Source organism: Serratia sp. 3ACOL1, assembly GCF_003668775.1.
Classification (GTDB): Bacteria; Pseudomonadota; Gammaproteobacteria; order Enterobacterales; family Enterobacteriaceae; genus Chania; species Chania fonticola.
In genome coordinates this window covers 3,597,720-3,619,549 of the sequence record NZ_CP033055.1, presented here as the reverse complement: position 1 = coordinate 3,619,549, position 21,830 = coordinate 3,597,720, and the positions used below count along the sequence as shown (strand labels likewise).

General features: G+C 52.8%; 3 protein-coding genes. 2 read left to right on the top strand and 1 reads right to left on the bottom strand.

Annotation, left to right across the window (positions count from 1 at the left end):
• The first annotated feature begins 145 nt into the window (after positions 1-145).
• Together D9980_RS16250 and D9980_RS16245 are read left to right on the top strand one after the other, a co-directional pair.
• Positions 146-19,510, top strand: coding sequence for a non-ribosomal peptide synthetase (locus D9980_RS16250; RefSeq protein WP_121607841.1), 19,365 nt, complete (start codon positions 146-148; stop codon positions 19,508-19,510).
• A gap of 69 nt (positions 19,511-19,579) precedes the next feature.
• Entirely contained in the window at positions 19,580-20,239 is a 660-nt protein-coding gene (locus D9980_RS16245; protein ID WP_162304279.1) for a 4'-phosphopantetheinyl transferase superfamily protein, read from the top strand.
• A gap of 50 nt (positions 20,240-20,289) precedes the next feature.
• Here the strand turns inward: D9980_RS16245 and D9980_RS16240 are convergent, their stop codons facing one another.
• Positions 20,290-21,681: a Xaa-Pro peptidase family protein gene (locus D9980_RS16240; protein ID WP_121607839.1), complete on the bottom strand. Its 1,392-nt coding sequence runs from the start codon at positions 21,679-21,681 to the stop codon at positions 20,290-20,292.
• Positions 21,682-21,830 lie beyond the last annotated feature (149 nt).

Here is a 21,830-nt window from a genome sequence, read left to right as displayed (position 1 = left end):
GATCGGCGAGTACTGCTGAACCCTCGGCACAATAACGTTCAGGTGATACCTATTGCTGTGAGTCGATGCTCACGGTGTTGGCCGTGCTATGGCTCAAGCCAGCCGAAGTATTTATAAATAAAATATCTCAAGGAGTAAAATAATTATGGCGAATAATATGGAAAAAATAACGCTCACCCCCTACCAGACAATTTTTTATTATGAGTGGCTACAGGACCCCGATCGCAGTGATTACAATATTGTGATCGACAATACTATTGTTGGCGAAATAGACAAAAAAAAGTATAACGATAGTTTTGAACAAATGCTTAACGAGCATTTTATTACCCGTCATAACATTGATGATGGACCTGATGGCGCCTTTTGGGTACCGAGAGAGCCCGTTTTCAATTTAGTCACCTATCACGACACCCCGTTAACCGATGAAGAAATTTATGCGTTAGTTTCTGCCCCCTTTGACTTAAGAAATGGTCCACTGGTACGGATACATTTGATTTATCTTGGGGCAGAGCGATACCGTACATTGTTTATTTTTCACCATATTGTTGTCGATGGCATCAGTACTGAAGAGATCTGGGACAAATGGCGTAAACGCTACAATGGCATCGACTATCAGGTGCCATCGCTGCAGGAACAGGGGGTTATGCACCAGCAGCTTTGCCATAATTTCGTCACGCTTCTGCAAGAAAAAGGCGAACAAATGCGTGAGTTTTGGCGCGAGCGTCTGGGCGATCTTGAAGGCGTTGATTTACGCTTTTTACAAACGGGCCGCCAGCTTACAACCGCTGCAACCCGGCGTCAGATCGGCGAGTTACTGTTTGGTTTTGATGAAGATATCAGCCGACGCGTAAAGCTGTTACTGCGTAAGTATAAGTTGACCACTTACCTGTTCGGGCAAATGGTCATGGCGCTGCTGTTACACAAAATGTCAGGGCAAAAAGCCGTTGCGCTCGCTTACCCGGTGGCGATCTCTGAAGGTAAGGAGCTGTTGTATGGCGCGCATATCAATACCTTGGCCATCGATTATCGCTTTGCGGATGATGCGACGATCCGTAGCGTTATTGCCAGTGTTCATCGTTATTACAAATCATTAAAACAGACAAAAGCCAAATATTTACCTGTCCATGAGATCCTGGCTTGTGGTGAGGCCACCGGCGTACTGGATGTCGCTTTTGCCCAGACTTTCCTGCGCGATCATCAGACCCATTTTAGCGGCGTCGTGGATGAGTCGGCCAATCACGACTTTCATATCGACCTGGTGAATGAGCTGCTGTTTGAACAGGAAGTGTTAGCGAGTGGTATCAACTATCGCGTCAGGTTTGATAGCAACGTCCTTGATGCCGCATTGGTTGAGAATTTTATTGAGCTCTATAAAGATCTGTTTATTAATACGCTCGATAAGCTGCTGGCGGGTGAAGTAGACACGCCAATAAATTCCATCACGCTGATTGCGCAGCTGCCACACCACACCCAGCATGTATGCGCTGGCGCTAAAGTCCCTCAACATTCGATTGTCGAACAGTTTGAGCGTATGGCCGCGACTTACCCAGCCCGCAACGCCGTTGTTTGTGGCAATCAAACACTTTCCTATCAACAGCTTAATCAGCAGGCCAACCGTCTGGCTGATTATCTAAGGTGTGAACTGCGGATTAAGAGTGGCGATTTCGTCGCCCTGTGTCTTGAAAAGTCGGCAGCAATGCCCGTATGTATTCTTGCCATACTCAAAACTGGTGCCGCCTATGTTCCGCTTAACTCTGGCGAGGCCGGGAACAGGTTAAGTTTTATTCTGCAGGACACACAAGCTAAAGCCATCTTGGGCGATAGCGCCAGCGTGAGCTATTTGAATGAGATTGCAGAGCTGCCGCAGGTGCCCATTATTGCCGTTGATAACCTACAGTTTCAGCGCGATCTGGTTGCTCAGCAGCAGTCAGAGAACCTTGATATCGCTATAGATCTGAAGCAGTTAGCCTATATTATTTATACCAGCGGCACGACAGGTAAGCCAAAAGGCGTCATGATCGAACACGCGGGCTTAATCAATCTGGCGCGGGTTCAGGGCGAAGCGTTTGGCCTGGCACCTGGCGAGGCGTCGGTAAAGCAATGTCTTTGGTATGCCGCCTATGTTTTTGATGCTCATGTCTCTGAGTTGTTTACGGCGATTGCCAATGGCCATGTGATACATATTTTGCCGGAAGATAAGCGCAAGGATTTTGACGCGTTAGCGGCATATATTGCCGATGCCAGCATTGATATTGCCACTATTCCCCCGGCGTTATTGGATAAAAACTCTCTGTTAGCGCTCTCTACTCTGGTGGTTGCCGGTGAACCTTGTAATCGTGAGATTATGCAACGTTATCGTGCGCAGGGAACCACGGTCATCAATGCCTATGGCCCGACGGAAAGCAGCGTCTGTGCGACGTTGCACTATTACGAAAATGGCGATAGCAACCTCAATATCGGCCTGCCGCTGCTGAATCTTGATGTACATGTTTTAGATGAGCACCTGGCACCTGTCCCCGTCGGTGTGATCGGTGAGCTTTATATCAGTGGCGTTGGCCTGGCCCGGGGGTATCTGAATGATCCACAGCAGACCGAGCGCGCCTTTATCGCCAACCCCTTCCAGAGCGACGCGCAAAAACAGCGCAATGAAGCGGCTCGGCTGTATAAAACCGGCGATCTTGTCCGCCGCTTGGCCGACGGTCACATTGAGTATGTCGGCAGGCGAGACTCCCAGCTGAAGATCCGCGGTTTCAGAATTGAATTAAGCGAAATTGAAATGCAGCTGGTGCAAATTCCGCAGATTATCCAATCGGCGGTCGTTGCACATAAGCTCCCGACGGGAGCGCTGTCGTTAGTTGCCTATTATGTTGCGGAAGTTGCTTTGGACAAAGAGCAGATCATTGGGCACCTGGCGGATGCTTTGCCTGACTATATGATCCCGCTGGCCTATGTTCACTTAACGGCGTTCCCGATGACGGTTAACGGTAAATTAAACCGTAAGGCATTACCGCTGCCCGATCTGAGCGGGCAGGATGACTATGTCGCTCCTGCCGATGAGATGGAAAGGGCGCTATGCCAGATCTATGGTGAAATATTAGGCCAGGCGCCGGGTCAGGTCGGCGTTAATGACGATTTCTTTAAGCTGGGCGGCGACAGTATCAGCGCCATTCAGATGGTGAGAATGATCCGTCAAAGGCTAAAGGGGACGGCCAGCGTCAAAGATATTTTCGACTGCAAAACCGTTCGTTTACTGGCCCGGAATATCGTGCTGGATAGCGATGAACATCACATCAAACATCTCTCCGAGTCTGGGATGTTGAGCGGCCCTGCACAGTTGCTGCCGATCCAGCAGTGGTTCTTCGATCGTGTCGATCAGGGGACTTTTGCCGCTTATCAGCACTGGAACCAATCCTTTGTGCTGGATGTTCCCCCGTTGGATATTGGCATACTCAACAAGAGCCTGGCGCTGTTATTTGCCTATCATGATGCCCTGAGACTGGTCTTTACGCGTGACGGTAACGGGGGTTACAGCCAGCACTACCAATCAGACGTCGGCGAAATACCGCTGTCGGTTATTGATGACCCCGTGGATGCCGAGCAACAAATTACGCTCTTTGAGCGGTGGCAAAGTGAGTTTGATATCTTCGGCGGCAAGCTGTGCCATATTGGCTATATAACAAGCGAAAATGCGCCGCGGGCGAAGCTGCACTTTGCATTCCATCACCTGATTATGGATGCGGTAAGTTGGCATATCATCAAACAGGATCTGGAAAGGATTTATCGCGCGCTGGAAGCAAATGCGGCGAGCATTAGCGATCCCGTTGAGATTTTAGGTGATAAACCCACCAGTTATCGTCAGTGGGCTGCCCAGGTACAGGATTATGCCAACCATCAGGGAGCCAATGAGGAAACGCTTTATTGGCGTACTGTTATTGGCGGCCTGGGTGACTATCGCCAACGGATAGCGCCGCTTTTCACCTCGCCATCGTTGAGCCAACGCGAGTTATCGTTAAACAAAACCTTAACGCAGCCTCTGTTGGGTGGGGTACATCATGTGTTCAATACCCAGGTTAACGATCTTCTGTTAGCCAGCTTCGTTGAGATCCTCAATGAGTTTACCGGGCTGCATACCCAGTACCTGACGCTGGAAGGCCATGGCCGAGAAGCGCTCGATATCAGCGTCGATATCAACCGTACGGTAGGTTGGTTGACCACTATGTACCCGGTCCGCTTGAGCAGCGAGGGGGACTGGCGTCAACGGATCGTGACCGTCAAAGAGACCGTTGGCGGGATCCCGCGCCGGGGCGTTGGATTTGCGCCGCTGATGGGGTATGACGCCGACCAACTGCCACCGGTTAGCTTTAACTATTTAGGGCGCTTTGATGAGGTGCAGCAGGAGGGATGGTGCTTCAGCCCGACAAACAGCGGACAAACCGTTGCGCATGAGAATGGCGAAGCGCATCTGCTTAGCGTCAACTGTGGTGTCGTTGGCGGGGAACTGAGAATACGCCTCTCCGGTTACCTGACGGATGACGTATTGCAACACCTGGCGAGCCGTTACCAGGGGGCGATTGCAGGCGTTATTGAGCGCTTGCTGGCGGAAAGCCGCACCTATCTGACCGCGCGAGATATTGACGGGGTAATACCGCAAGCAACCCTTGACGCTCTGCAGCGTGATACTGAGCTGGAGTCGGTTTATCTGGCCAATAGTTTGCAGGAAGGCTTTATTTACCACGCGTTATCGCAGGGTGAAGTCGACGATGCCTACCATACCCAGATGTTCTGGGACTATGACAATGCGCTGGATATCGCCTGTCTGAAGCAGGCGTGGTTGCAGGCGCAACAGCATTATCCAACGCTCCGTCTGCGGTTTAATTGGGATGAGGAGTTGGTGCAGATTGTCGATGCCCATGCCGCTCTGAACTGGCATTTCTTTGACCTCAGCGGAAAAAGCGAGCAGCAACAGCAAGCCTTCTTCTCTGATTTATCTGCCCAGGATCGAGCAAGGCCTTATGACTTGTCGATCAGCGGGATCTTCCGTGTCTATGTGGTCAAAAATGCGGATCAACGTTACCGCTGCATTTTCAGCTGTCATCACGCCATCATGGATGGCTGGAGTAACCCGCTGCTGATTGAAGCGGTGCATAAATTCTATCTGGCGTTGTTGCGTGGTGACACATTGCCGCAGGCATGTGACCACGGTTTCCACCAGGTTCAGCGCTATATACAGTCGCACAAAAGCGAGCATTTACCCTACTGGCGAGACTATCTGGCAGCACAGGATGAACCCGAAGATTTAAATATCTTGCTGTGCGGGCAGGCGAAGCACGTTCAGTTAAATGAATATAAGCACATTAAAACGTCGAAAACACAGCAGTTGATGTTTGATGAACCGTGTTACCAACAGCTGAAATCGTTCACCGCCGAGAACGCAATAACCCTTAATGCGCTATTACAATATTGCTGGCACAAAGTGCTCAGTATTTATTCTGGCAATGCGGCCAGCATCGTTGGCACGGTGGTTTCAGGCCGTAACCTGCCCGTGGATGGCATTGATCAAACGGTAGGATTATTGATCAACACACTGCCGCTGATCGTCGCTCATCAGGCTTCTGTGTCGGTCCTCACGGCTATTCAAAACCTGCAGGACGCGATCAACGAGGCGAATACCCGCAGCCATGTCAATCTGGCTCAGCTACAACCGGCAGGAAAACGCCTGTTTAACTCTTTGTTTGTCTATGAAAACTACCCGATGCCCAGTGGGGATATCGATAGCGATTTACGGCTACGTTTTGCCAGCGCTAACGAGAAACAAGATTATCCGTTGGTAGTGACCGTGCTGGAACAGCAGCACCTGGCATTGAGCCTGCATTATGCCGGTGAACTGTTTGACGACGTGCTGATCGAACAGCTGCTGAACACGATGAGAACGTTGGTAGAAAATATTGTTCAGGGTGCCTCTCAGTCTCAAACCGAGTTGCCTTATCTACAGGCGGTGCAGTATCAAACGATAATCCACCAGTGGAATGATATCCGCAGGCCCTACGAGCATGATAAAACCCTCGCCGCGTTGTTTGAGGCTCGCGTAGCCGCCTCACCAGACAGCGTCGCCGTAGAATTTAACGACGTGGTGTTAACGTACGCCCAGTTAAATCAACAGGCGAACCAGCTAGCGCATTATTTGCAGCAATGTTGCCAGCTGCGCGCCAACGATCTCGTGGGTCTTTATCTTGAACGCAGTGAGCAGTTGGTCATTGCTATTCTGGCCATACTGAAAGCGGGCGCGGCCTATGTGCCGATGGATCCGGATTCCCCCGATGAGCGCAATAGCTATATTATCGCGGATGCCAAGGTAAAAGCGGTGCTTTGCCAACGGCAGGCTTTGCAAAGGGTAGACCTGATGGCACCCGGAGCCATGCTTATCCCTCTTGACGCACCAGATACCACCGCGCGTTTGGCGCGCTGTGCAACAGATAACCCATGCAGCAATACCGGCCCCGAAGACCTGGCGTATGTCATTTATACCAGTGGCACGACGGGATACCCTAAAGGGACGTTGATAGAGCAACGCTGTGTGAACCGGCTGGTGATTAATCCCAACTATGTTGAGATCGGTGAACAGGATCGCATTCTTGGTATTTCAGGCTATCAGTTTGATGCCTCCATTTATGACATCTTTGGCGCGTTGTTAAATGGCGCCGCGTTGGTGATTGCCGATAAGCCAAATATCCTGGACTTAGACCGTCTCTCTCAGCTGATTGTCGATCGTCAGATCAGCAATTTCTTTGCCACGACCGCCTTCTTTAATACGCTGGTGGATGCTGAACTGCCTGGGTTGCAGCGGTTGAACTACCTGCTGTTCGGCGGTGAGCAGGTGTCCGTTAACCATGTTAATCGTTTCAGAACGCTTTATCCTCAGGTCAAGTTGGTGCATGTTTACGGGCCGACGGAAACGACAACCTACGCTACGGCCTATTTGACCAACACGGCGACGCAGGCGTTTGATTACACCGTTCCTATCGGTCAGCCAATCAGTAATACCCAGCTGTATATACTCGACGAACAGCTGCGCCCCGTCCCACAGGGGGCGATCGGTGAGCTGTATATCGGTGGCGCTGGCGTTGGGCGCGGCTATCTGAATAATCCGCAGGCGACAGCGGACGCGTTTATTGCCAATCCGTTCCGCAGTGACGCCGAACGCAGCCGTGGTGAAAACGCCCGCCTTTATAAAACCGGGGATCAAGGCCGTTATCTGCCGGACGGTAACATCGAATACCTGGGCCGCAATGACTTCCAGGTTAAAATCCGTGGCTTCCGTATTGAGCTAGGGGAGATCGAAGCCCGGCTGATCGACCATCCTGCCATCCAGCAGGCACTGGTCCTGGCGAGCACTAACCCTGCGGGGCATACCCATCTGACGGCATACTACGTCGCACAGGATCCATTGAAGCAAGATGTGTTGCACGCCCATCTGCAACAGGTTCTGCCGGACTACATGGTACCGTCTGCCCTGGTTCACCTGCTGTCGCTACCGATGACCGTCAACGGCAAGGTCGATCGCGCGGCCTTGCCGGTCCCGACGTTTGAGGCGCAGGCAGGCCGGGTAGCACCAGAGACGGCGACCGAGCAGCAACTGGCCGAGGTCTTCGCCGAACTGCTCGCCATCCCGCAGGACAGCCTCAGCATGCTGGACGACTTCTATCGCCTGGGGGGCAACAGTATCCTGGCGATCAAGCTGGTGGGCCGTTTGACCCGCGCGTTAGAAAAAAGCGTGCACGTCTCTGACCTGTTCCGCCTGAGATCCATCCGGGCGCTGGCGGCATTTATTGACGGCGAAGCGCAAGGCTGCCAGGTCATCCAGGCACCGTCGATCTCCCGACCTGAGGAACAAAGGCTGTCGTTTGCCCAGGAGCGCCTGTGGTTTATCGACCGTTATGAAGAAGGCAGCAACGCCTACAACGTCCCACTTACGCTCAAACTGCAGGCCGGTACCGATCCGCAGAAAGTGGCCCAGGCCCTGATGAAGGTGATCGCGCGTCATGAAGCGCTGCGCACCCTGATCCTGTGTGACGACGACGGGCAGGGTTATCAACAGATCCTGCCAGCAGAGACCTTCTCACTGACCGTACCGCACGAAACATGCGACAGCGTGCAAGCGCTGCATGCGCGGCTGCACGAGCATCAGCACCGGGTATTTGACCTGGCGCAGGAGTGTCCAATTGCAGCCAGCAGTTATACGCTGGCGGGAGCCGACTACTTCAGCATCGTTATTCACCACATCGCGTTTGACGGTTGGTCGGTGGATCTGCTGCTAAAAGAGTTGCTGCACTATTACCGCGTGTTCACCGGAGAGGCCAGCAATGAACTCCCGGCACCGCCGGTGCAGTACCGGGAATTTGCGTTGTGGCAACGCCAACACCTGCAAGGGGCCACGCTGGACAAGCAACTGGCCTACTGGCACGGGCAACTGGCGGATCATGAACCGCTCAACCTGCCGACGGACCATGTGCGCCCACTGCAATTGGATTACCGCGGCGACGATATCACCTTCCAGTTGGATGCTTCGACCAGTGCCGAACTGCGGGCGTTGGCCGCCTCGTTGAACGTTAGCCTGTATACGGTATTGCTGAGCGGCTATTACCTGCTGTTGGGGGTCTACAGTAACCAGCAGGATATCGTGTTGGGGACGCCGATAGCGGGCAGGCATTACCCGGGGGTGGAAGACACCATGGGGCTGTTCGTCAATACGCTGGTCCTGAGAAGGCAGATAGACGTCAGCCAAACGGTCAGAGCATTTATTGGCGAAACGGGGCAGCAGGTCAGTGAAGCGCATACCCATCAGGATCTGCCTTTTGAAAAACTGGTTGAAGTGCTGAAAGCGGAGAAAGACAGTTCAAGGCACCCGATATTCCAGGTGATGTTCAGTCTCCAATCGTTTGGCGCCACAGGACGTACCGAAGGAGAAAGCCTGTTTGAGCAGTATGACGCGCAAGAAGGGGCGTATCGGGCAGCGAAGTTCGATTTGACCGTGATGCTGGACGACAGTGAAGAGGCGATCGGTGGCGTCTTCAACTATGCGACGGCACTGTTCAACGGACAAACGATGCGGAACTACATTGCGACCTACCAGCATATCCTGAGCCAACTGGGTACGCTGTGCAGTCAGGGGCGTTCCCTTGCGGAACTTCAGTACCTGGATACGGCGCAATACGAGCAAATCATCTGCCAGGGGAACCGCACCGAATGCGACTACCCGCGGGAGATGACGATCCACGAAATGTTCGAGGCGCAGGTAGCGAGAACCCCAGAGAATATCGCACTGGTGTTTGAGGGCGTGAGCCTGACCTATCGGCAGTTGAATGAACGTGCCAACCGGTTGGCGGCTTACTTGAGAGCGCAGTTTGTTTTACAACCGGACCATCTGATCGGGCTTTGCCTGGAAAGATCGGAGCGCATGATCGTGAGTATCCTGGCGGTATTGAAAGCCGGAGCCGCCTATGTACCGCTTAGCCCCGATATGCCCGCGGAGAGAATGCTCTGGACGATAGAAAATATTCATTCCCGCGTTATTCTGACGGAGTTGGGCACGCAAGAGGCGCTGGCCAAACTGATTAATCCACAGCAGACGGCGCTGCTGTGCGTGGACGATCCTGAGTTGATTGCGCAGGCTGCCAGCCACCCGGTGGTTAATGTGGCAACCCAAACCAGACCTGACAATCTGATTTATGTCATCTATACCAGCGGGACGACGGGCACCCCTAAAGGGGTGATGATTGAGCATCATTCTGTCGCCAATCTTGTGGAGGCGCAGCGGAGTATCTTTGGCACTGAGATCTGCCAGGCCGGAGAGCCGACAAAAAGTTACCTCTTCTATTCAAATTATACCTTTGACGCGCATGTCCTGGATGTGTTCAGCCCGTTGCTGACCGGTCATTGCTTACATGTCTTGTCTAAAGAGATACGTTTGAATTTCGCGGCGCTGGCTGCCTACATTAAACAACATGCCATTGATATCGGCTTTGTGCCTCCTGCATTGCTAAATAACAATGAAACACTGGCGCTTTCCACGCTAATCCTGGGTGGAGAGGTAGCCAGTAGCAGCGTGATAGAGCGCTATAGCGCTCAGGGGGTAAAAATAGTTAACTGCTATGGCCCGACGGAAACCACGGTCTTTGTCACCAGGAACGTTTACCAAACGGGCGATAGCAACACCATCATTGGCCGGCCGATAGGCAATGCTGACGCTTATATTCTGGACAGTTGTCTACGGCCGCTCCCTGCGGGTGCCGTGGGTGAACTCTATATCAGTGGTGACTGTGTAGGCCGTGGCTATTTAAATAACCCAGAGGCGACTCGTCAGGCGTTTATCGTCAATCCATTGCAAAGTGATGAAGATAAAGCGCGAGGACGTCACGATCGGCTGTATAAAACGGGCGATTTAGTCCGTTACCTGAACGACGGAAAGATTGACTATATTGGGCGTAATGATGCACAGGTGAAGATCCGTGGCTTCAGGATCGAATTGGCCGAAATCGAAAACTGTCTGGCCCAGTACCCACAGATTGAACAGGTAGTGGTCCTGGCGCTGGAGCATGACTCGGGGCAAAAGTACCTGGTAGCCTATTATGTTGCACCAGACGCATTGCCAGCAGATGTGCTGTCTGAGCATCTGCAACAGCGTTTACCTGCCTACATGATCCCCACCGCGTTTGTTCATTTAACGGCATTGCCGATGAACATGAACAATAAGTTGGATCGCAAAGCCTTACCTCTGCCGATATTAACGGACGAGGTGAACTACGTGGCCCCAGCCAACGAGAGTGAAATGCTGATCTGCCGCGTATTTGCGGAGGTATTACAGCTGAAGGATTATGCGGTGGGGGTCACCGATGATTTCTTCCGCTTGGGCGGGGACAGTATCAGCAGTATCCAACTGGCGAACAAACTCAAAAAGTTGTCTGGCCACCATCTCACGGTGAAAGACATCTTTGCCCACAGAACGGCCAAGGCATTGAGCACTTACCTGCTGCAACGTCAGGGTGACAATTTGCCGGTTATCCAGTCAGAGGCAGGTATGCTGATGGATGAGCTACCCTTGGCGCCGATCCAGCGCTGGTTCTTCCAGGCCGTCGAATCGGGGAAATTGCCTGATGCTGGGCATTGGAACCAGGCATTTATGGTTAAAGTGCCCACGTTAAACGTTGAGCTACTGCGTTTGAGCGTGGCGAAACTGGTTGAATACCATGATATTTTGCGGGCCGTTTACCCGAAAGATGCCGCTGCCGGCCACTACCGTCAAACGATAGCGACGTTGCCATTTGATGCGATCAATCAACAGGACTTCACAGCCGTTCAGCTCGATGCGCAGTTGACGGCCTGGCAGAACCGTTTTTGCCTGACAGAAGGGCCACTGTTCCATATCGGTTATATTGCGGGCTACGCTGACGAGACTGCGCGTATCCATGTGGCGGTACACCATCTCAATATTGATGCGGTCAGCTGGCGGATTATTAACCAAGACTTACGCACGCTTTACCAGTTCTTTGCCGCACAAGGCGATAACCTGGATGCGACGGTTGATGCGCAAACTATCCTGGGCCAGAAAGGCACGAGTTACCGCCAATGGGTCAACTCACTGCAAAACTACCCAGCCGTTGCCGTGAACAACCATAGGGATGAGAGGCATTACTGGGATAACCTGACCACGGATTTGGACGGCTGGCACCAGCGTTTGGACGCCCATCGCGTGGGGACGCTCAATCGTACGATGATAAGCCTGTCGCCAGAGCACACCGGTTGTCTGTTGCGAGACCTTCATCATGTTTATCACACCGAGGTGAACGATATTCTGCTGACCGTACTGGCGGATGCGTTGTCGCAGGTGGTTGGCGGTGACAGCCAGTATGTCCTGCTGGAAGGACATGGCCGAGAGGCGATGTTTGACGATGTGGATATCAACAATACCGTCGGTTGGTTTACCTGCATGTATCCGGTCAATCTGCGTATTGAGCAGCGTGACCTTGTACGCAATTTACCGCTGATTAAAGACAGGCTACGAACCCCTCCTCATCATGGCTTTGGCTATGGCGTGCTGGTTGGCTATGATGCGCAGGCATTGCCCGCCGTGACCTTCAACTACCTTGGCCAGTTCGATGGCGATGAACGAGATGGCGAGTGGGCGTTTGTTCAGGAATCTACGGGGTTGGCATTATCAGCGAATAACCGCACAACGGACTTCTTAGCGCTGAACGGCGGTGTGCTCAATGGCCAATTACAGTTCCTGGTCGAGGGTGATCTCAGCCCGGAACAGCTCGAACTGTTTGCCACGACTTATCGCCAGCGGTTAATCCAGTTGATCGACGAGCTTAAGCGGTCAACTCGCTCTTATCTCACCGAGTCTGATGTTAAGGGTGTGGTCTCCGGTGAATTGTTAGCGCGCCTCCAGCAGGATGAAGAGGTGGCGGCGATTTATCCGGCTAACAGCCTGCAACAAGGATTTATTTATCATTACGTCCTGCAAGGCGATATCGACAACGCCTACCGTACGCAAATGGTCTGGCACTATCGCAATGCGTTGGATGTCGAGCTGTTAAAACGGGCGTGGCAATGCAGCCAGGCGAAATATCCGGCGCTGCGGCTAAGATTCTCCTGGCAGGAAGAGTTTGTGCAGATTGTCGATCAGCAAGGCACCTTTGGTTGGCAGTTTATCGATATCAGTGAGCAGGACGAACGTGCACGAGCAAGCACCGTGGCTGAACTCGTCAAGCAGGATCAGCAGACCCATTTCGATTTGTCTGCTAGCGGGTTATTCCGGCTGTATATCGTTAAGTGCGCGGACGATCACTATATTTGTCTGTTTAATAACCATCACGCGATTCTGGACGGCTGGAGCCTGCCGATCTTGCTCAATGACGTGCACCAAAATTATCTGGCCCTGCAACAGGGAAGCGCGCCAGAGCAAGCCGCAGATCAAAGCTATCTGGAGGCACAGGCATTGCTACAGACGGTTAACCAGGAAACCGAGCAGTTCTGGCACAACTATCTGGGTGGCTTAGAGGTGCAAGAGAATCTCACCGGCCTGCTAAAGCCGGAGATGAAACACGTCAATTTAAGTGAATATAAACACCTGCAAGATCCCCAGACGGTATCGACCGCATTGGCTGGTGAGCTTTACCACGGGCTGAAGGCGCTCTCGCGGCAGCATGGCGTGACGTTGAATGCGCTGATGCAGTATTGCTGGCACCAACAGCTCAGTCTTTATAGCCATGCGGACGTGACGATCGTGGGCATGACGGTGTCTGGTCGTAACCTGCCGGTGGAGGAGATTGAACGCTCTGTTGGTCTATATATCAATACGTTGCCTGTGGTTCTGGCACACACCGATGATGCGATTATTGAGAATGTCAAACGCCTGCAGGCCCATATTAATGACATCAATAGCTACAGCAATATCAGCCTGATCACGCTGCAAAAGGCGGGGATACGGCTGTTCAACTCGCTCTTCGTGTTTGAAAACTATCCGGTGCCTGCCGATAACGGCGAGAGCCTGTTCAAACTCGAGTTTGAGGACAGTGATGAAAAACTGGATTACCCGCTGGGCATCATGGTGTATGAACAGGATGGACGGATTGAGTTCAAGATCAACTATGCGGGCGAGCTGTTCAGCCGCTCGGCCATTGAGGGCGTGCTGCAAGGAATACGGCTCACCGTACAGCAGTTGATCGCAGACCCGGCCATTGTTCCCCAGGCGTTATCGCTGCTGACGCAGGACAACTATACGCAGCTGGTAGCAAACCAGCCGCGGGTTCAGGTTGCCGTGGAGCGACATAAACGGGTCGGTCAGATGTTTGAAGAGCAGGCGGCCAGAACACCTGATGCTTTGGCGTTGGTGTATCAGGATACGCGGTTGACGTATTGCGAGTTAAATCAGCGGGTGAACCAGTTGGCGGCTTATCTGCAGGCGAACTTTGCGATACAGCCTGACAGCGCGATTGCCCTCTATTTTGATAAGTCGACCCATATGGTCATTGCCATGCTGGCCGTGCTCAAGGCCGGGGCGGCCTATGTCCCGATTAGCCCTCAGGCACCGTTGGAGCGCTTGAGCCTGCTGGTCGACGACGTTAAACCGGTGCTGATCCTGACACAGCAGCATTATGGTGCACGCATCGCTGGCTGTGGTTTCCCTCTGCTGGATATTGATAACCCGCAACTGGCCAACAGGCTGGCGCAGATCGATGACAGCAACGTGCAGTCACGCACCCAGCCAGACGATTTGGCTTATATCATCTATACCAGCGGCACCACTGGCCGGCCAAAAGGGGTGATGATTGAACATCACTCGTTAATCAACCTGGCGCAAGGGCAGTCAGACCTGCTAGGTATGCCTACGGGCTATGAGCAGGCTGCCAGGCTAAACACGCTGTGGTACTCGGAATATGTTTTCGATGCTCATGCGCTGGATGTCTTCTGTGCCTTGTTGAATGGCCATTGCCTGCATATTCTGGCAGAACAGCAACGTCTCGACTTTATCGCGCTCTCTGCCTATATCAGGGATCATGCCATCGAGTTCGCCTTTATTCCTCCGGCGTTACTGGCACAAAATGAACTCCTGGAGCTGTCCACGCTGGTTGTTGGTGGGGAGTGTCTCGACGCGGCGATGATTGACCGCTACTGTGAGGCTGGAGTCCGGTTGATCAACGGTTACGGGCCTAGCGAAACCACCGTGTGGGCGACGGCGCGGATCTATCAACCTGGCGATGCCAATACCAATATCGGCAAGGCGATCAACAACGTTTGTGTTTATCTGCTGGATCACCACCTGCGCCCCGTCCCACAAGGTGCGATCGGTGAGCTATATATCGGTGGCGCTGGCGTTGGGCGCGGTTATCTGAATAATCCGCAGGCGACAGCGGACGCGTTTATTGCCAATCCGTTCCGCAGTGATGCCGAGCGTAGCCGTGGTGAAAACGCCCGCCTTTATAAAACCGGGGACCGGGGCCGTTATCTGCCGGACGGTAATATCGAATACCTGGGCCGCAATGACTTCCAGGTTAAAATCCGTGGCTTCCGCATTGAGCCGGGGGAGATCGAAGCCCGGTTGAACGACCATCCTGCCATCCAGCAGGCGCTGGTCCTGGCGAGCACTAACCCGGCGGGGCATACCCATCTGACGGCGTACTACGTCGCGCAGGAGCCCTTGGAACAGGAGATGTTGCGCGACCATCTGCAGCAGGTTCTGCCGGACTACATGGTACCGTCGGCTCTGGTTCACCTGCTATCGCTACCGATGACCGTCAACGGCAAGGTTGATCGTGCCGCCTTGCCGGTCCCGACGTTTGAAGCGCAGGCAGATCGGATAGCACCAGAGACGGCGACCGAGCAGCAGCTGGCCGAGGTCTTCGCCGAGCTGCTCGCCATCCCGCAGGACAGCCTCAGCGTGCTGGACGACTTCTATCGCCTGGGGGGCAACAGCATTCTGGCGATCAAGCTGGTGGGCCGTTTGACCCGCGCGTTAGAAAAAAGCGTGCATGTCTCTGACCTGTTCCGCCTGAGATCCATCCGGGCGCTGGCGGCATTTATTGACAATACCGCGCAGGGTAGCCAGATCATCCAGGCACCGTCGATCGCCCGGCCTGAGGAGCAGCGGCTGTCGTTTGCCCAGGAGCGCCTGTGGTTTATCGACCGTTATGAAGAAGGCAGCAATGCCTACAACATCCCGCTTACGCTCAAATTGCAGGCCGGTACCGATCCGCAGAAAGTGGCACAGGCGCTGATGAAGGTGGTTGACCGGCACGAAGTGCTGCGCACCCTGATCCTGTGCGATGCCGACGGGCAGGGGTATCAACATATTCTGCCAGCCGAGACATTCTCACTGAGCATACCGCACGAAACATGCGACAGCGTGCAAACGCTGCATGCGCGGCTGCATGAGCATCAGCACCGGGTGTTTGACCTGGCGCAGGAATGCCCGATTGTGGCCCAGTGCTATACGCTGGCGGGAGCAGACTACTTCAGCATCGTTATTCACCACATCGCGTTTGACGGCTGGTCGGTAGATCTGCTGCTAAAAGAGTTGCTGCACTATTACCGCGTGTTCACCGGAGAGGCCAGCAATGAACTCCCGGCACCGCCGGTGCAGTACCGGGAATTTGCGCTATGGCAGCGTCAACACCTGCAAGGTGCCACGCTGGACAAGCAACTGGCCTACTGGCACGGGCAACTGGCGGACCATGAACCGCTCAACCTGCCGACGGACCATGTGCGCCCACTGCAGTTGGATTACCGCGGCGACGATATCACCTTCCAGTTGGATGCTTCGACCAGTGCCGAGCTGCGGGCATTGGCCGCCTCGTTGAACGTTAGCCTGTATACGGTATTGCTTAGCGGCTATTACCTGCTGCTGGGGGTTTACAGTAACCAGCAGGATATCGTGTTGGGGACGCCGATAGCGGGCAGGCATTACCCGGGGGTGGAAGACACCATGGGCCTGTTTGTCAATACGCTGGTCCTGAGAAGGCAGATAGACGTCAGCCAAACGGTCAGAGCATTTATTGGCGAAACGGGCCAGCAGGTCAGTGAAGCGCATACCCACCAGGATCTGCCTTTTGAAAAACTGGTGGAAGTGCTGAAAACGGAAAAGGACAGTTCAAGGCACCCGATATTCCAGGTGATGTTCAGTCTCCAATCGTTTGGCGCAGCGGGACGGACCGAAGGAGAAAGCCTGTTTGAGCAGTATGACGCGCAAGAAGGGGCGTATCGGGCAGCGAAGTTCGATTTGACCGTGATGCTGGACGACAGTGAAGAGGCGATCGGTGGCGTCTTCAACTATGCGACGGCGCTGTTCAACGGGCAAACGATGCAGAACTACATTGCGACCTACCAGCATATCCTGCGCCAACTGGGTACGCTGTGCAGTCAGGGGCGTTCCCTCGCTGAGCTTCAGTACCTGGATTCGGCGCAATACGAGCAAATCATTTTCCAAGGGAACCGCACCGAATGCGACTACCCACGGGAGATGACGATCCACGGGATGTTCGAGGCGCAGGTAGCGAGAACCCCAGAGAATATCGCTCTGGTGTTTGAGGGTGTGAGCCTGACCTATCGGCAGTTGAATGAACGGGCTAACCGCTTGTCGGTTTACTTGAGAGAACGCTTTGCTGTCCGCACCGGCGATCTGGTGGCGCTGTGTTTAAACCGCTCTGAGCATATGCAGGTCGCGATACTGGCCATTCTCAAGGCGGGGGGCGCTTACGTTCCACTGGATCCACTGGCGCCGGATGACCGGGTCAGCTACATGCTGGACAACGCCGGTATCGATATCATCTTGACGGCACACCCCGGCGACGAGAAAGCCGCAGCGCTAGCGGCAACCGGCAGAACCGTTATCGATGTCGCCGATCGGGAAACGTCATCCGATATTGCCCGCTACCCAGGCGAAAACCAGCCTTCATCGGTGCGGTCTAGCGATTTGGCTTACATCATCTATACCAGCGGCACCACGGGCAATCCTAAAGGCGTCATGCTAGAGCATCACAGTGTGATCAACCGTATTGTCTGGATGCACAAGCAATATCCGATCACGGCGCAGGATCGTATCTTGCAAAAGACCAACTACACCTTCGATGTTTCAGTGTGGGAGCTGTTCTGGGCTAACTGGTACGGGGCCTGTATCGTTTTTGCCTCGCAGGAGGCCTATAAAGATAATGTTTATCTGGCAGAACTGATTGAACAGCAACAGGTAACGACGCTCCATTTCGTCCCCTCAATGCTGTCGGCATTCCTTGAAACCCTGGAAGGGCAGAGCGCGTTGCAGGCAAAACTGGGCAGCCTTAACTATCTGTTTTGCAGCGGAGAGGCGTTAAACGTGGGGGAAGTCAGAAAATGCCAGCGTTTACTGCCGCATTGCCAGATCCACAATCTCTATGGCCCAACTGAAGCAACGGTGGATGTGTTGTTCTACGACTGTAACGCACGCTCCATCAAGGATGTGTTAATCGGTAAGCCGATCGACAATACTTCCGCCTATGTGCTGAATGCACAAATGCAACCCATTCCACCGGGGGCTATTGGCGAGTTATTCATTGGTGGCGTCGGTGTCGCTAGAGGTTACATGAATAATAAGCTATTGACGGATAAGGCTTTCCTAATCAATCCATTCCAGAGCAATGAGGAAAAGCGACGGGGTTACAATGGCCGGATGTATAAAACCGGCGATGTAGTTCGCTATTTAGCCGATGGCAATATCCAATATCTGGGCCGCAATGACTTCCAGGTTAAAGTGCGCGGTTACCGTATTGAGCTGGGCGAAATCGAGACGCGCCTGGCCAGTTATCCGGACGTTAATCATGCGGTGGTGATCGCCAGTGAGCGTGGCAGCAACGATAAATATCTGGTGGCTTATTATGTTGCCGCGCAGGAAATTTCCACCGAAAAGCTATGCGCTCATCTGCGGGAAACCCTGCCAGATTATATGGTGCCTAGCGTATTTGTTCATTTGACGGCGCTGCCGGTGACCTCCAACGGTAAGTTGAACAGAAGGTTGTTACCTGAGCCGCAAATAACCCATTCCGTGACCTATGTGGCACCGGAAAACAAGGTTGAAAAAACGCTGTGTGAGTTACTCGCCGATACGCTGCAAGTTTCCTTTGAGGCAATCAGCATGGAGGATAACTTCTTTGCGCTGGGCGGCAACAGTATCCTGGCGATGAGGTTGAATAACCGGATTAACCAGGTGCTGAGGGTTAAAATACGTCTGCTTGATATTATCAATGCGCGCACCCTCAGCGAGTTATCGCAAGCCATTGCACAGGCTCAAGGGAAGTCCTTTGAGGTGATAGTGCCATTTAATACGGTAACGCAAAAACCACAGATGTTTATGGTTCACCCTGGGATGGGGAACTGTTCGGTCTACCAATCCTTGGCCAATAGGCTGAGTGAGCGTTACTGCTGTTATGGGGTTGATTCATATAACTTCTATCATGAGCAGAAGATCGAGCAGCTTGATGAGTTGGCGCGTTATTATCTGGAGCATATCGATCGCATTCTTGATGTCAGCCAACCGGTCACCTTATTAGGTTGGTCGTTGGGCGGGAAGATTGCACTGGAGATCGCGGCCTATTTAGAAGCGCGTGGGGTTAAGGCGATCACGGTCTATCTGCTGGATACCTGGTTGTTAAGTGAAGATCATTATCAGCGCAATGAGTCATCCTTTAACCTGGACTCTATGATGGAGCGGTTACAAATTCCACATTATTTAAGACATAATGTCGAATCGGTTGTCGTAAGCGATAAGGTATTGAATATAAAGCCACTATCTGCCGTATTAAAACATACGCAGATCGTGTTGTTTAAGGCGACGGAGGAGATCGGTTATGAGGAGTATCAACAATACCGGTTTAACAACGTTGATGCTGGTGTTGAAAACATTGCCCAACTACAGCTCTTTGAAATAGCAGCCAGTCACTTTACCTTGCTAGAAAAGGAGGATGAGTTGATTAGCCACATCCGCTAATTGCTTTCTTGGCGCTGGGCAGGGGTTCTATTACCTGCCCAGCATACTGTAGGTGAAGGGCTAAACAACATGACCAATTATATCTACTGCTCTCGTATTGACGAGCTAAGCAGCGAACTGCTTTATTCGCAACGGGATTATCTTGATAAAGACCAACGGATCCTCTTCGATCGGTTTAGATTTGATGACGATAAACGTCGGTCATTATTAGGTAGAATGCTGCTACGTTATGCATTAAAAAAACATGTTGGGTATCAGGGAAGTCATTTTCCCAAGCTGCACTATAACCGCTATGGCAAACCTGCGGTGATGGGAATGAAAGGGGCTTTTAATCTTTCCCATGCGGGGGACTGGGCCGTGTGTGCCTATACTACGCAGGGGGATATCGGCGTTGATGTGGAAAAAAGAGTCCCGATTGACATACATGACTACCAGGAAGTGCTCACCCCTGAGGAGTTTACACAACTTGTTCAGGGGGAAAACGTTGATTTCTTTCGTCTGTGGTCGTTGAAAGAAGCCATCATAAAAGCGGATGGCCGGGGTTTTGCTTTATCTCCGACCACGTTTACCTTACCTCACCCTTTTGCCAATGGCTTAACCGTCGACGTGGCTGAAAAACGTTGGTACTTGTACTCACAGGACATTGGGGAGGAATACGTATTATCCAGCGCCTCAACATCCTATGAAACTGCACTGTTTTCGTTAGCCTTTGACACTTTGTTGACCTGAGTTACTCGTTGCCGCTCTCTGCCAAAGTCATACGCGATATGGCTGGTCGCTCAGCTCTGGCAGACAAAAGCGCTGTCCTTGTCCAGCAAATAAGGGCGCAAATAGGCAACCGTGCTGCACATCGGCAAGATATCTGCTGACAGCGTTATCCCCAACGTTTCGACCAGGTATTTTCTACGCTGCTGCATCCGCTGCCATAGCTGTGGATACTGCCGTTGGATCTCCAACTTCAGCTGTTCATCCGCCAGTAGCACGGTGCTTTCGGCAGAAACGCCACCAAAGTTGGGCACTGAAGGGATAATATCAATCTGCAGGATCATGCCGCTCAACAGCTTTTGCCGAGAGCCTTGGTAAATGGGTGAAGACATCCACTCTTCTTCAGCGGTCAAGTGCCCTGGGCACAGTGACCAACCGTACTTTGAGCGTGGTAAGACCGCTTCCACGTGATCAAACAGCTCGCCGCCACGCATGCCAACGCTAATCACTTCAAGCCAGTGGGCATAGGCAGAGAAGTAGGGCTTGGCGACCGCATCCAGATAGTTTTTCGCCTCTGTTGATAACTCACCATCAGCATTTACCGCATAACCCGCCCGGCTTGAGGCCCCGCCGCGATAGCCAACGGTTAACGAGATCGTATCACCGTACTTCACGGTGTTGTCGGTTGGGAACAGATTACCCTTGATAAAGCGTGGGCCGCTGGAAGCAATGGTGACGATACTCGGGTGCTGGCCAAAGCGTACCAGGCAATCCCCTAACTGCTGCTCTGTGACGCCTGGGGCCAGCTTATTCATCGCATCCAGAATGCAATCGGAGGCTAATGCAGCACCATACTCGTAGTGAGCCACCTCGTTGGCATTATTGACCGTTCTTACCCCGTGCTCGCCGATAAACAAGTCGGTCTCATTGGATAAGCAGGCTTCATCACCGACAATGTTGCGGAGGGTATCGACAATAAATGACGGGAGGTCGTAGATTTTCTTGTCGATCTCTGGCCCGTTGGTAAACATCTTCCAGCCAACCAGGCCGGTGCGGGCATTTTCCCGAATGCCGGCTTCAACCAGCAGCTCTTTAATCGACTTATCGTTTCTACCGGGTTGATTTGGCAATGAAAATTGAGATAGGTGTACCGCCTTGGCCTGGATCCGCGCTTTGCTGACCTTATTGAGATTCTCGTTCCCCAGCACCAGCGTCATTTCGCCATCGGCGTTGATCACCAGCAAGGCTTCTTCAAAGCGGGTGAAAAAGCCGACCAGATATTCAAAATTGCCGCCGTGCTCGACATCACAGTAAATCACCAGTTGATCAAGCCCACGTTGCTTCATCCTGCTGAGGATGTTGCTCTTTCTTTGTTGGATGGTTTCGTCCGTTAGTGCAACGGGCACGCCAGTGCAGTCCTTTTGTGGCTCTGGGATGGTTTTTAAGCTTACTTGCTGGTTTTTCATCTGACCCTCTCTGCCTAGTGGGGGGGACCACCTATTCCACCACTTTCGGCTAAGTTGTTGGCTAATCCAGTAAGATTATGCCTTTATTTTTGCCAAGCGATAGGTCATCTCTTTTGCGACACCGGGATCGTCGGAGTGAGAGAACTTCT